16 protein-coding genes are annotated in these 14,069 nt (G+C 35.3%); 7 read left to right on the top strand and 9 right to left on the bottom strand.

The features are described from left to right. Window positions 1–13 precede the first annotated feature (13 nt). The 6 genes from BUC11_RS01055 to BUC11_RS01030 form a co-directional block, all read right to left on the bottom strand. A complete protein-coding gene (locus tag BUC11_RS01055; RefSeq protein ID WP_073350994.1) occupies window positions 14–967 on the bottom strand; it encodes an acetyl-CoA carboxylase carboxyltransferase subunit alpha in 954 nt (317 codons plus the stop codon). Window positions 968–1,058: 91 nt separating this feature from the next. Next, window positions 1,059–1,970 (bottom strand): DMT family transporter, encoded by a 912-nt coding sequence (locus tag BUC11_RS01050; RefSeq protein ID WP_073350992.1) that lies wholly within the window; start codon window positions 1,968–1,970, stop codon window positions 1,059–1,061. Beyond that, the gene (locus tag BUC11_RS01045; RefSeq protein WP_073350990.1) at window positions 1,957–3,045 is read right to left on the bottom strand and encodes an LptF/LptG family permease; all 1,089 of its coding nucleotides are present in this window, start codon (window positions 3,043–3,045) and stop codon (window positions 1,957–1,959) included. Before BUC11_RS01045 ends, BUC11_RS01050 begins: the two co-directional genes overlap by 14 nt. A 148-nt stretch (window positions 3,046–3,193) precedes the next feature. After that, complete coding sequence (tgt, locus tag BUC11_RS01040; protein WP_073350987.1) at window positions 3,194–4,324, bottom strand: tRNA guanosine(34) transglycosylase Tgt; 1,131 nt, start codon at window positions 4,322–4,324, stop codon at window positions 3,194–3,196. A gap of 544 nt (window positions 4,325–4,868) precedes the next feature. Then, window positions 4,869–5,951, bottom strand: coding sequence for an ice-binding family protein (locus BUC11_RS01035; RefSeq protein WP_073350985.1), 1,083 nt, complete (start codon window positions 5,949–5,951; stop codon window positions 4,869–4,871). A 307-nt stretch (window positions 5,952–6,258) separates the two neighbouring features. After that, window positions 6,259–6,510: a winged helix-turn-helix transcriptional regulator gene (locus BUC11_RS01030; protein ID WP_073350983.1), complete on the bottom strand. Its 252-nt coding sequence runs from the start codon at window positions 6,508–6,510 to the stop codon at window positions 6,259–6,261. Window positions 6,511–6,665: 155 nt separating this feature from the next. Between BUC11_RS01030 and BUC11_RS01025 the strand changes: the two genes are divergently transcribed. Then, window positions 6,666–7,178 carry a VOC family protein gene (locus BUC11_RS01025; protein WP_073350981.1) on the top strand — a complete coding sequence of 171 codons (513 nt, stop codon included), beginning with the start codon at window positions 6,666–6,668 and terminating at the stop codon, window positions 7,176–7,178. 47 nt (window positions 7,179–7,225) lie between these two features. Further along, window positions 7,226–8,311: an L-dopachrome tautomerase-related protein gene (locus BUC11_RS01020; protein WP_073350979.1), complete on the top strand. Its 1,086-nt coding sequence runs from the start codon at window positions 7,226–7,228 to the stop codon at window positions 8,309–8,311. Window positions 8,312–8,580: 269 nt separating this feature from the next. On the opposite strand, the gene BUC11_RS01015 is transcribed toward BUC11_RS01020, so the two are convergent. The 3 genes from BUC11_RS01015 to BUC11_RS01005 all read right to left on the bottom strand — a co-directional run bounded on the left by BUC11_RS01015 (window position 8,581) and on the right by BUC11_RS01005 (window position 10,545). Continuing rightward, window positions 8,581–9,045: a hypothetical protein gene (locus BUC11_RS01015; RefSeq protein WP_073350975.1), complete on the bottom strand. Its 465-nt coding sequence runs from the start codon at window positions 9,043–9,045 to the stop codon at window positions 8,581–8,583. 104 nt (window positions 9,046–9,149) lie between these two features. Next, entirely contained in the window at window positions 9,150–9,989 is an 840-nt protein-coding gene (locus BUC11_RS01010; RefSeq protein ID WP_073351068.1) for an alpha/beta hydrolase, read from the bottom strand. Between the two features lie 178 nt (window positions 9,990–10,167). Continuing rightward, complete coding sequence (locus BUC11_RS01005; protein WP_073350973.1) at window positions 10,168–10,545, bottom strand: hypothetical protein; 378 nt, start codon at window positions 10,543–10,545, stop codon at window positions 10,168–10,170. A 377-nt stretch (window positions 10,546–10,922) separates the two neighbouring features. Here BUC11_RS01005 and BUC11_RS01000 point away from each other — a divergent pair, with 377 nt between their 5' ends. The 5 genes from BUC11_RS01000 (at window position 10,923) to BUC11_RS00980 (ending at window position 13,991) form a co-directional block, all read left to right on the top strand. Next, window positions 10,923–11,492: a Crp/Fnr family transcriptional regulator gene (locus tag BUC11_RS01000; protein WP_073351066.1), complete on the top strand. Its 570-nt coding sequence runs from the start codon at window positions 10,923–10,925 to the stop codon at window positions 11,490–11,492. A 62-nt stretch (window positions 11,493–11,554) separates the two neighbouring features. Next, complete coding sequence (locus BUC11_RS00995) at window positions 11,555–12,097, top strand: GlcG/HbpS family heme-binding protein (protein ID WP_073350971.1); 543 nt, start codon at window positions 11,555–11,557, stop codon at window positions 12,095–12,097. 18 nt (window positions 12,098–12,115) lie between these two features. Next, the gene (gene uraH, locus BUC11_RS00990; RefSeq protein WP_073350969.1) at window positions 12,116–12,526 is read left to right on the top strand and encodes a hydroxyisourate hydrolase; all 411 of its coding nucleotides are present in this window, start codon (window positions 12,116–12,118) and stop codon (window positions 12,524–12,526) included. A 148-nt stretch (window positions 12,527–12,674) separates the two neighbouring features. Further along, entirely contained in the window at window positions 12,675–12,959 is a 285-nt protein-coding gene (locus BUC11_RS00985) for a rhodanese-like domain-containing protein (protein WP_073350968.1), read from the top strand. A gap of 462 nt (window positions 12,960–13,421) precedes the next feature. Continuing rightward, window positions 13,422–13,991: a YciE/YciF ferroxidase family protein gene (locus BUC11_RS00980; protein WP_073351064.1), complete on the top strand. Its 570-nt coding sequence runs from the start codon at window positions 13,422–13,424 to the stop codon at window positions 13,989–13,991. Window positions 13,992–14,069: the final 78 nt, after the last annotated feature.

Genomic DNA, 14,069 nt, shown 5'->3' with positions numbered 1-14,069 from the left:
ATTTCATAAAAATTTATTCCTTGTACTCGCCCATTTTACTGTACTTATCCATTCTTTGGGCAATTAATTGTTCTGTTGATAACTCTTTCAGCTCATTAAATCCTTTCATAATATATTGCTCTACCGTTTTAAAGGCAGTTTCTCTATCATAATGAGCTCCTCCTAAAGGTTCTGGAATAATATCATCTACTAATTTTTGTTTTTTCATGTCAGCCGAAGTCAATTTCAACGACTCAGCAGCCTGTTCTTTGTATTCCCAGCTTTTCCAAAGAATAGAAGAACATGATTCTGGTGATATAACAGAATACCAAGTATTTTCCATCATATATACTTTGTCACCTACCCCTATTCCTAATGCACCTCCAGAAGCTCCTTCACCAACAATTACAGTAATAATAGGCACTTTTAAGCGAATCATTTCAAATATGTTTCTGGCAATGGCTTCTCCTTGTCCGCGCTCTTCGGCTTCTAATCCTGGGTAAGCACCAGGAGTGTCAATCAAAGTCAAAACAGGAATGCCAAATTTCTCTGCCATTTTCATCAATCGCAACGCTTTTCTATATCCTTCTGGATTGGCCATACCAAAATTACGGAACTGACGCGTTTTAGTATTAAATCCCTTTTGTTGCCCCACAATCATAAACGATTGTCCATCAATTTTTCCTAAACCACCTATCATGGCTTTGTCATCTTTAAAACCTCTGTCTCCAAAAAGTTCCAAAAAAGTATCCCCGCACAGAGCGCGAACGTGATCCATTGTATACGGACGACTTGGATGTCTGGAAAGTTGAACACGCTGCCAAGCAGTCAAGTTTTTATAAATATTTCTTTTAGTCTCTTCTAGTTTTTTGTTGATTTGCTTGCAAGTATTCGTTACATCAACATCTGATTCCTGACCAATAATAAGACATTTGTCTAACTGCTCTTCTAGTTCTTTTATTGGAAGCTCAAAATCTAAATATTCCATAGGATTTTTGCGTTTTTGTTTTTATTTCGAATCACAAATATAAAATTTTAAATCGTTCGAAAAGGTAAATATTCTATTTATGTGTAAAAATTCACTTTGACAAAGTTGGAGTATCTTCTTTCGTTTTACTCTTCTGATAGTGTTTAATTACACCATTTAGGATTACGGTAAGCACTATAATTAGTGCTCCAATGTAAAACTCGAAACTCATTTTCTCTTTTCCCCCTAGGATGAAATAGGCTAAAACAATGCCGTAAACAGGTTCCAAATTAGTGGTTAACATCACAGTATACGGGGTCAATTTCTGCATTACTTTTACCGAGGCCGTGAAGGCATAAGCGGTACAAATTGAAGCCAACACCAAAATTAGAATCCAATTGTTAGTTGTCAAAATAAAAAAGTCTGCAGTAAACTTACCTTCGAATAAAAAGTAAATTGTAATGAAGCCCACGCCAGCCAAAAATTCATAGAAGGAAATCACAGAAGGATCATGATCAGCGATCAGTTTTCCGTTCATCAAAGTAAATAAAACGCCTAATATGATGGACGCCAAAGCATATATCATTCCGTCCAAATAATTTATTTCGACTTTCATAATCAAGGCCAAACCTGCGATGATAATCAATCCAAAGAACACTTCGTACCAGAGCACTTTTCGACCATAAAAAATCGGTTCTAAAATAGAAGCAAAAAAAGCGCCCAGTGAAAAAACAGAAAGTGTAATGGACACGTTAGATACATGAATGGCTTTGAAAAATAAGATCCAATGCAGCGCAATAAGCAAGCCCACAAAAATTAATTTCAAGAAAGATTTTAACGGAATTTTAAATGATTTTTTCTTGAAGATCAAAAACAAAGCTAGAAAAATACCAGCAAAAAACATGCGATACCAAACTAAAGCGTCTGCGGTGATGCTTATTAAGGCACCTAAAATGGCCGTAAAACCCCAAATAAAAACAATTAAATGGAGGTTTAAATAACTTTTTAAATTATCGTTTTGCATTTCGTAATAAATATATGGCTAGAATCCCAAAGGCAATGTTAGGCAACCAAACGGCCAACATAGGGGGAATACTGGATTTTTCGGCTAAAACTCCAAAGATCTTATCAAAAAAGACAAAGGCAAAAGCAAGCGCAATTCCTATGGCGAGATTCGTTCCCATTCCTCCTCTTCTTTTCATCGAAGATACGGCAACAGCAATAATAGTAAGGATAAATGCCGATACTGGAACACTGTATTTCTTATACAAAACCACGAGATATACATTTATATTAGACGAGCCTCGTTCTTTTTCTTTTTCGATAAATGCATTCAATTTCCCCAAACTTAACGTTTCCGCAATGTAAACAACAGGTGTTAAATCCTCTAAATCAAAAGTAAAAACGGCGTCTTTTTGTGGTAATTTTTCAATTTTATCATTCAATTCACCTACTGTCCTTTTAGTATAATCATACATCGTGTAGGTGCTGTCCTTTATGTTATATTTTATTCTTGAGGCAGTAATTTTATGGACTAACTTTTGGTCTTTAAACTTTTCCAATGAAAAATTAAAAGCCGTTTTCGATTCGGTGTTAAAACTATTTACATAAATAAATTCATCATCACTAATTTGGCGGTACACATCCGTATTATCACCACGCATAGCTTCCTTTCCACCACCTTTTAAATAGGTATATCTAAAGTTGTTGAAACCTTCACTGGCTGCAGGAACAACGAAAAAACCCATTAACAAGACAAAGACAGAAACAATTGAAGCACCAATAATGTAGGGTCTCAAGAAGCGGGTGAATGAAATTCCCGAACTTAAGATAGCAATAATCTCTGTATCATTTGCCAGTTTAGATGTAAACCAGATGACTGATAAAAATAAAAATATAGGAAAAAGAGAATTTGCAAAATAAACTGTAAAGTTGTAATAATAGAGTGCAATCTCTAAAAACGGAACTTTATTTTCCAGCATTTTGTTGATCTTCTCGGATACGTCAACAACAATTCCAATAGGTATAAACAACAACAACATCACGGCAAACGTGGCTAAATATCTTTTTAGGATGTATTTATCTATTATTGTTAGCATATTTTTTAGTGATTAGTTAGTAGTCCTTAGTGAATAGTCTCTTTAGCAAATGGTTATATAGTGAAGTGATTATTAGATTACGAGCAACAAAATCTCTCCTATGTAATTAATCATTTTAACTATTTACTAATTACTTTTAACTATTCACTTACAATCTTTGGCTCATATTTTTCACCATCATCTCTTTCCAAGTTCTAAAATCCCCGGCTAAGATATGTTTTCTGGCTTCACGAACCAACCACATATAAAAACCAAGATTATGGATTGTAGCAATTTGTTTTCCCAAATATTCATTGGCTGCAAAAAGGTGTCTTAAATAAGCTTTAGTATACTCTGTATCCACATAAGTGATGGCCATTTCGTCAATAGGCGAAAAATCATCAGCCCATTTTTTATTTTTAATGTTTATCGTCCCATTTGCGGTAAACAACATTCCATTTCTGGCATTTCGCGTCGGCATTACACAGTCAAACATGTCGATTCCCAAGGCAATATTTTCTAGAATATTAATTGGAGTTCCCACGCCCATTAAGTAACGGGGCTTGTCTTCAGGTAAAATTTCACACACTACTTCGGTCATTGCATACATTTCCTCTGCTGGCTCTCCCACTGAAAGTCCACCAATGGCGTTTCCTACCTGGTTCGAATTCGCAATATACTCCGCGGATTGCTGACGTAAATCTTTGTAACAGCTTCCTTGTACAATTGGAAAAAAAGCTTGATTGTAACCGTATTTAGTTGGTACTTTTTCCAAATGATTGACACAGCGGTCTAGCCAGCGGTGTGTCATGTGCATCGAGCGTTGCGCATAACGGTAATCACAAGGATATGGGGTACACTCATCAAAAGCCATGATAATATCAGCGCCAATGGTGCGTTGAATTTCCATCACATTCTCTGGTGTGAAAAAGTGGTATGAACCGTCGATATGCGATTTAAACTTCACGCCTTCTTCCTTAATTTTTCGGTTGGCCGAAAGGGAATACACCTGGTATCCGCCAGAATCCGTCAAAATATTACGGTCCCAATTCATGAATTTATGCAATCCACCCGCTTTCTCCAAGATTTCCGTTTGCGGGCGCAAGTATAAATGGTACGTGTTTCCCAAGATAATATCCGGGTTTATATCTTCTTTCAATTCCCGTTGATGCACCCCTTTTACGGAGGCTACAGTACCTACAGGCATAAAAATTGGGGTTTCAATTACCCCGTGATCAGTAGTTATGCTTCCCGCTCTTGCTTTAGACAGCGGATCTTTTTTTAATAAATCAAACTTCATAGTAACGTTTTACTCCCGACCATTCGGGAGCGCAAAGATAGGTTAATTCGACAATTTGAAAATTAGATAATTACAAAAATAAATTAAGATTTAGAATTTCCTATTAAAAGGTGGTTGCAACACAAAACTTTCCTGTATCTACAAGGGATTATTAGGGTCAAATCTAAATTTATAAGTGACAATTAATCGCCCTAAAATAATGTGGAAGTGTTCGTCGTGAGGGATTACACGTTCCTCTGTGCATTTTTCTTATCGTTGGGCTTCCCAACAGCAACTGCAAAACTTGATCCCTCAGCCGATAAGAGTATCCTCACGCATGCCTGTAGAATCTCCCAATCAAAAAACATAAAGAGGCATCTAAACTAAACGACTACTTTCACGATGTTTAGCTTATAATTGAACATTAGTATGTATGTCAAGAAACAAACTAAGCTATTTTGGAGACATCTTCAAAGAGCCGCAAACTACACCTCGAGAGGTAACTAAAAATAAAAAGAGGTGCTCCACAGGAACACCTCTTTTTAACATTATTTTTTACTATAATTTATTGCGGTTGTACCACTGTGTTTCCATCAAGAATTACGGCAGTTTGTGCTAAGGCTCTTCCATTAAAAGATGCTCCTGTTCTAAAAGTCACTCCTGTCTTTGACAAGATAATACCTTCAAAATGAGAAGCAGTCCCAAAAGAGGCTTGACCCGCTACTTGCCAGAAAATGTTTGAGGCTTTGGCTCCTCCTTGTAAAATCACTCTTGTTGCGGCACTCATTGCTAGATCACCTGAAATCTGGAAAATCCAAACATCATCTGCAGATCCTGAAATGGTAATATTAGATGGTACTGTTACAGCACTAGTCCATTTATAAAGTCCTGAAGTCAATGTTTTTCCACCAATGTTCCCTGCACCCAATTCAAGAAAATTAGGAGATGGACGTCCGGCCGCATCATTGTAAGCTGTAATCATATTTTCAACCGCTGTGGTAAGATTTGTTGATGTTGGAGAAACCATGTCAGCAGCAAATACTTTTCCTGTAACTTGAGCAGCCTTTGCATGACCTGTAAAATCTGTCAAGGAAAATCCTGTGATATATGATGTAGCTGCAGGACTTAACCCTAGGTCACCTGTAATCACAGACGTGGGTACATTAGTAATTGTAGTCTTTGCAAGAATTACATAATTCCCTGCTGAACCAAGACTAACGGCTTTTAAGCCAGCAGTCACATTAGCGGTAGTCGTAAAGTTCCATTGCTTATTTGCACTAATAGCTACTCCTTCTGCACTTTTTACTCCCGTAGTTAATGTAGCGGTGTAAAGTGTGTTCGCTGAAAGTACCGTTAAAGGAACAAACTGTGCAGTTGTACCTGAATACGAAACTGTTCCTAATACTGGATTTCCTGCTTGTTTTAATGTAAACGTGGTAGTATTAATGGAGGAAGCATCCATTTGGACACTAAAGTTTACAGAAACAACTTTATTTCTGGCAACATTTGTATCACTATTTAGCGGACTAGTTAAAGCTACAGTAGGCACCGGTGCAGGAGTAGATTGGGTACTCTCGTCATTTGAACAACTCGTAAATAAAACAACCATTGCGATCGCAGCGACTGATAGTAGGTTTTTAATTTTCATGTTTATTTGTGTTTGTGAAGTTATAAATTATCACATTACAAATGTAGGGCTGCCTTAAACGTTTGATGTTACATAACAATACTGTTAAGTTCCATAATTCACACTTTCCTTTTATAAACCTAAAATGGGTATTTTATCAAACTATAGCTGTCATATGAATGAGGGAACATCACGAAAATTGATTATTCATCTGTGTGTATTTCTTTTCTAAAAGCTTATTTTCGATTCCTACCCTCAATGCTTTATTGCTAATCCAATCATACCATCCAAAAAGACGCTAAAATTCATTAGTAGTATTTTCCACGCCCTAGGTATCCAAACTACGTAAAATATTTTCTAGCGATCTTCCTCTCTCGCTCAATTTGTATTCTACTTTGGGAGGAACCACTGCAAAAACTTTTCTGGAAACAAGGCCATCTTTTTCTAATTCTCTTACGGTTTGGGTAAACATTTTATTAGAAATACCAGAGATTTTCTTTTGCAGTAATCCGGAACGTAAACTGCCATCCAGTAAATGAAATAAAATCAAAGGTTTCCACTTAGTCCCAATTAAACCCATTGTATAATGAAGAGGACAATAATTTTTTAGCTCATTTTAAATTTTAATCAATTAATAATAAATATTTTACTCTTTTAACTAACTATACTACTTTACAGTAGGTTATTGCTATTTATGCCAATATAGCCTAAATTTGTAATCTTATCCAATAACGCATGACGACTCAAACAAATTACCCAAAAGCATTTTCTCATATCGGAATTACAGTTCCTACTATTAAAGAAGCAGTTACGTTTTACTCAGAGGTAATGGGCTGGTACATTATTATGGAACCGTCTATAGTAAAAAAAGAAAAAGAAACAGCCATCGGCCAAATGTGTATTGACGTTTTTGGCGAAGATTGGGAAGAATTTGAAATTGCACATTTAGCAACTTCTGATGGCACAGGAATCGAATTATTCTCGTTCCCTCACGGAATTAAAGAAGCACCAGAATTCAATCCTTTCAATACGGGACTTTTTCATTTTTGCATACAAGATCCAAACATTGAAGATCTTATCGCTAAAATTGTATCTTACGGTGGTAAACAAAGAATGCCTATTCGAGAATATTATCCAAATGAGAAACCTTTTAAAATGTGTTATGTACAAGATCCTTTCGGAATTGTTTTCGAAATCTACACGCACAGTTATGAACTGACCTATTCATCCGGCGCCTATTCAAAATAAAATCAACTAGTTCATAGCTACTATTCAACTTTTAAAATTAAAAAAAAATGAAAAAAAGTCTTCATCTACTCGCTCTTTTTATAGTGTTTGTTTCCTGTAAAGAATCTGTAAATAACAAAAGCGACATTGAAACAACAAAGCAAATAAAAAGCAGCGCAAAAGTAGTTCAACAGGTGGCTGAATTTAAAGGACAACAGGTAACAGGTGTGACCGTGAGCAAAACAGGACGGATTTTCGTCAACTTTCCTCGATGGAGAAAAGGTGTTGAAAATTCAGTGGTTGAAATTACCAAAGACAATCAAAAAATAGCTTATCCTAATGAAGAATGGAATTCATGGGAAATTGGAAGTGCAGTTGAAGATCAAAAATTTGTAGGTGTACAATCAGTAGTGGCTTTTGAAAACATGCTTTATGTGTTAGACACGCGCAGCCCATTGTTTGGTGCCGTTTTAGACGCACCTCGACTTTTTGTATTTAATTTAATTGACAACAAATTAGAGAAAACTTATATATTACAAAAAGGCAGTTATTATCCTAATTCTTACATCAACGATTTACGAGTGGATAAAAAAAACAATAAAATCTATTGTACAGATTCTGGTAGAGCCGGTTTAATTGTATTGGATATGACTTCCGGAAAATCTAGTAGAGTTTTAGACAATCATTTCTCTACAAAAGCGGAGCAATCCTATTTGACTTTCGACAACAAAAAGTGGGTAAATACTATTAATTCTGACGGAATTGCATTAGATACTAAAAACGAATTACTCTATTATCATGCCTTAACGGGTTACAGTTTGTATTCTGTACCCACGAAAGTATTAGCCAATGGAGCTACTAAAGAAGTTGAAAAATCAGTGAAATTAGTAGCAAAAACAGGAGCTTCAGATGGAATGATTCTGGATCATAATGGCACTTTATACTTTGCTGATTTAGAAAATAACAAAATCATGTACCGAAAAAAAGACGGAAGTATTCACACGCTGGTTGAAGGTAAAAAAATCAGATGGGCAGATACCTTTAGCATCTACAACAACTACTTGTATTTTACCAACTCTAGAATTAATGAAGTGACCCCCGATATTTCGAATATGACTTTTACATTAAACAAAATAGCTTTAGATACTAATTAAATAAATTACCTCAGGGCAGAGCCCCAGTTGTATTAGCGAAATAACAGCCACAGATTCACAGATTTTCAATAATCTTTTTTAATATCTCTGAATCTGTGGCTAAAAAAAATCGAAGCAAAGCTTCGAGGAATTAAACCTAAAGAGATTAAAGCGCAAAGTGGCTTGTCAATTCAGGAGTCTATTGGGTTTTAATAACAAAAAGACCGCTTTAAATTTCTTTTAAAGCGGTCTTTTTAGAATTTATTTTTATTTGCTTTTAAGTGTATACTTTAAAAGATACCCAACTTCACCGTTGGTACTCCCACTCCTATTTGCGTATTTACACTAGTTCTGGGTGTTCTATTCTCGTATTGTGGTTGGCGGTATCCATAATAGTAATACCCTGCATTTTGATACCAGTAGGCACTGTGATCGCAATGATTGTCACAATGATCGTGATGCGCTGCATAACCTTCTTTTTTACCTTGAAGATATGCGTTGTAGGCTCTTCTATTATTTTTCCGTAATTCCTTTTCGTATTGTTTTTGCTCCTTCCAAAAGACACGTTCTTCATTTTTACTTTTGACTTTAAACCGCTGCTCGTGTTGAGCGTCCTCTAAACCTCTTTGCTGATAATACGATAATTCATTTTTTGTTTGGACCTTGGTATCTTGATTAAATCCTGATTCTTGCGCATTCACCTTGGGTAAGAAACAAAAAATCATTAGAACTAAAATGCTTTTAACTGTTTTCATAATTTTTAAATTAGTGTTATTACAATAGTCTTGATTAATAACTACACTAATAAGACAACTCTAAACTAATTTACCCTACCTCACTACGAATTAATTGTATAAATTTATTTTATATTGCTTTTCATAAAGTCTATCACCTCATCAAACCTATCGCTCCAAGGATAGAAATATTGAACTACCATAGGGACATGCTTTTTATTTAATCGTATTGGTGTTACATCTGGCTGAAAGGGCTTCATGGCCGATAAAAAACGACTATTCGCTACTTTAATAGAATTGTAAGTTTTATCTCCAACATAAATTAAAAAAGGCGGTGTATTTTTATTTAAAAAATAAATGGGAGAAGCGGCTTTCCATTGCTCGGGATTTGAAGTCCAAGTGGTTAAATAATCGTCTTTTGAGGTGGGTGGATTTCCTTCTAAATAATTTTTCATATCCAATCCGGCTGCATCGTTGAGTATAATACCGGAAATACTGTTCGAATCAATGCCATATTTAGGATTCATTACTGCTAATGCGCCTAAATGTCCACCAGCAGAATGTCCTGTAATAAAGATTTGATTGGGATTACCATTGTATTGACTGATATTATTTTTAGTCCACTGTATTACAGACACAATTTGCTTTGCCATATCGTCATAAGTGGCGTTAGGGCTCAACGTATAATCTGGGATAACAGTGACCACTCCTTTACTTGCAAAATTTCTACCTAACAAATCATAGGTTCCTTTTCGACCGCTATTCCAGTTTCCGCCATGCACAAAAATTAACACAGGCACTTGTTCTGCACTTGATTTTCGGGGAACAAACACATTTAACTTTGGTGCTTTCAAGCTATTTTCTTTCTGAGATTCTAAGAATGAAACATCAGTATTTTTTTTAGCACCGCAATTTACGAAGAGAATTGCATTCAATACAACGAGGATAACTACTGGAAAACGCATATTTAATTTTTTTACTAATATAAGATTAAAAAAAATACTGGCTGTATTGGTTGTTCCAATAAAAACCAAAATAGCACAATAAGAATTCATTTTGTTTGCCTTTTCATTAAAAACAAGAGAACCCATAAAAAAGGCTATCCTTTAAAAGACAGCCTCGTTTACCTTATTTATAAACCAATTAGTTGAATTGTGTTGTCACATATTCCACTAGACTTTCATCACTCATCTTATTAGAAGTGCTTTCTTTCGTCTCCACATTTTTATATTGCGCAGTGTCCTTTAAATAGTTAATAAACTGTTCTTGAGCAGTACCCGTTCCTGTTACATGCAATTCATCCACATTTTGCATGTGAGCTGTGATGTTTTTGAATAGTTTGCGAAGCAAATCTCTCTCGGCATTATTGGCAGCATTTTCGCTGGTGTTGTAACCCTGTCCGTCTACGGTTTCGTGTCCTAATATTACAAAATCACCCGAATCTACATTTTCTCTTCCAACAATGGTTGCATGATGTGTATCCATCCAAACTCCAAACTGTTTTTTATTTTTCTCTGACATAATTAATTGTTAATTTATTAAAAATTTTATTGTTATCGGATTATAAAGAGTACTACTAATACTTCAATCTATTATATTTTAAAGATACCATAATTAATCTAAAACAAAATAAATATTAACAAACAATTAATTGTTAAACGGCCTCGATTCATTATTTTTTGTTCCAAAAAAACTTCCCAAATATGTTTAAATTTATTCCGATGTAGTATAACATCTCGGCTAAAAAAGCAGTTAAAATCCACCAAATCAAATTTCTTCTGGACTCCACGATAACTACCTAATTCATACTTTTCAACACGATTTCAATTTGGAGTTTTGCATTGCCTTTATTGTTTGTACCTTTACTTTCAAAAAACAAACCACCAAATGAGAGTAAAATGTACGAAGGGCTAAAAAAGTATATAACTAGCAGAACCGTCATTAGTGAGAAGGAAATGGACTTGATTTGTTCCTTTTTTACACCTTTAAAAACAAAGCGAAATGAAATCTTGGTTCGTTATGAGGAAATATGCCAGCAGTATTATTTTGTAAACAAGGGCTGTATTAGACTTTTTACAATTAACAAAGAAGGAACGGAAACCTCTCGTTTTTTTGCTTTTGAAGGCGGTTTTGGAACGGCTTTACCCAGTTTTATCGATCAGCAACCCGCTTTTGAATATTTACAAACTATAGAAAAATCTGAGTTGTTGGTAATTTCAAGAACTGACTTCTACCATCTTGTAGCAACACTACCTGAATTTGCACTTCTGTACAGAGAAATTCTTGAATTAGGTTTTATAACGGCTCAAAAACGCATTTATGGTTTTCAGGGCTTTGATGCCTTGGAAAAAGTTAAATGGATTATAACCAACCAACCTCATTTTTTACTACGTGTGTCAAATAAAATGGCCGCTTCGTATTTAGGAATTTCTCCTTCTACCTTAAGCAGAATAAAATCGAAACTGTAAAACGTTGACATAGGACAATGTTTTAGATCCTGATCCTTTTTAATTTTGTAAAAAAATTGATCATGAAAACAAACTCTTATCTCTTCGTACTACTTCTTCCGCTAGTTACAATGGCACAAATCAGTACTAAAAAAAGTACGCGCGACACCCCTTTAATTATAAATACGGCAGAAAATTACACTATAACTTCCGAACAGTTATCACTAAAAGCAGCCTTTCAAATAACAAAGCAAGCACGATTAGCAGCTACAGCACTAAGCAAAAATGTCACCATTGCTGTGCTCGATGCCTCAGGACAAATCATCATGCTTACGCGAGGCGAAACGGTTGGCCCACACAACACCGAAGCAGCTCGAAGAAAAGCCTACACGGCATTATCGACTAAAACGCCAACATTGCTCCTATCCAGAAATGCGCGATCGAACCCAGATACACAAAATTTAGCCACCCTACCCGAACTTTTACTCTTGTCTGGAGGTTATCCGTTGTGGCATAACGATCAAGTAATTGGAAGTATTGGAGTCGCAGGCGGAGGAAGTCCTGAAAATGATGATTCTATCGCTAAATCTGGAGCAATCATCGATGCTCAAATCACAACTCATTAATTTTAAAAACAAATAATAATGAAAAATTTACTTTTTAGCTTACTTTTTACAGCTTTCGCAACAGCATCTTATGCGCAAAACAACAACAACTATCAATTGTCTAGTCATATTCTAGACATATCAAGTGGAACAGCCGCAGTTGGCGTACCGGTTACCTTAGAAAAATATGATGAAAGCACTAAAATATGGTCTTTCGTTGATGAAAAAACAACCGATAAAAATGGTCGAATTACCGATTTTCTGAATTATAAAGAAGCTAAAAACGGTATTTACAAACTTAGATTTCTAGTTGCAGATTATTTCAAAAACAAAAAAACAGACAGTTTTTATCCTTTTATAGAAGTTGTATTCCAAATTAAGGATGCCAATCACTATCATGTTCCCATTACGCTTTCCAGCTATGGATATGCAACTTATCGAGGTAATTGATTGTAATACATTATTAATTCATCAAAAATTAAAACCATTATCCTTACTGGTTTTAATTTTTAAAACCGACGCTAATTCAGCTTTCTAATTGTATTTTTGTAACAGTAGGATTTAAATAAAACGAGTTCTAATCTTAAAACAAAAAAAAATGGAAGTAGCCAAAATAATTAAAGAAAAAAGAGGAACTATTGTCGATGTGCGTACTTATGATGAATTCATGGGTGGCCATGTGGTAGGTTCCATTAATATTCCATTGAATGAAATACCCCATAGAATGCAGGAAATACAAGAATTAAAAGCACCATTAGTGGTCTGTTGCGCCTCTGGAAATAGAAGCGGACAGGCACAAGTTTTTCTGACGGCACATGGAATTGAATCTTACAATGGCGGTTCGTGGCTGGATGTGAATTACCTTCAAGCTCAATCTGAATAACGGGAAAAGTAGGTAAAACAATTAGGCGGTAGCAGTACCAAAATAAATTATTTTTCTCCTTAGAATCAGCAGTTAGTCAGGCCAAACTATCGGTTTGATTACTAATGCTTTAAATTCATTGTACAGTAATCTACGCGGTCTAGAACGAACTAACATAGGTACTCGTTTTAGATGTATTCAGGAAATTCAAGTAATTTGGCAAAAAGTATTTTGCATGCAATGGGCTGTGCAATAGCCTGTTTTGATACCAGCAGCATTAATCTAGAAGACAAAATTAGTTGACAAAAATGTTCGTTTCAGCACTCTAAATAATACAAATCTTATTTATAATTAGTTAATTAACAGTTGTTTAAAAATTAATATGTTTAATTTTATTGCACTTAAAAGTTAAGTAAGCATTGGATAGGAGAACCTATGAATTCGGTCGTTTCTCCTTTAAAATTAATCTTAAAAACTACCGTTATGAGAACCGCAATTAGTAAAAACGAAAGCATTAAAGGTACCGTAAAAGGAGAAACCAATTCGACACATGGATTACGAGATTTATTTGAAGTTGGACTAAAAGATATTTACTGGGCGGAAAAAGTATTGACTAAAACCTTACCTAGAATGATGAAAAATGCGTCATCACCAGAACTAGTTAACTCTTTGAAAAATCAGCTGAATGAAACGCAGGAGCATGTAGCTCGCCTCGAGAAAATTTTCGAAACTACTGGAGTTGCAGCTACAGCTAAAAAATGTGAAGCCATGGGCGGCATATTAAAAGAAACAAATAGCCTTATCAAACAAACCAGTCACGGAGTAGTTCGCGATGCAGGAATTATTGCAGCAGACCAAAAAGTAAAGCATTATGAAATTGCCACCTATGGTACGTTGCATGCCTATGCAAAAACATTAGGAGAAAATAAAGCGGCAAACTTGCTAGCGATGAGTCTTGATGAAGAGAAAAAAACAGATGCAGCGTTAAGTGAAATTGCGATGTCACAGATCAACAGACAAGCCCATAAGGCTACTGCAATTACCAACACATAGGAGTAGGATTGTACAAGAGCATGAAAATTTATTTTCCTATATAAAAAAGAGAGCCCGCATGTAGCGGGCTCTCTAATG

It is taken from the genome of Flavobacterium xanthum, assembly GCF_900142695.1.
Taxonomy (GTDB): Bacteria; Bacteroidota; Bacteroidia; order Flavobacteriales; family Flavobacteriaceae; genus Flavobacterium; species Flavobacterium xanthum.
Note: the sequence above shows the minus strand (reverse complement) of the source record. Positions and strands in the feature narration are given on the sequence as shown.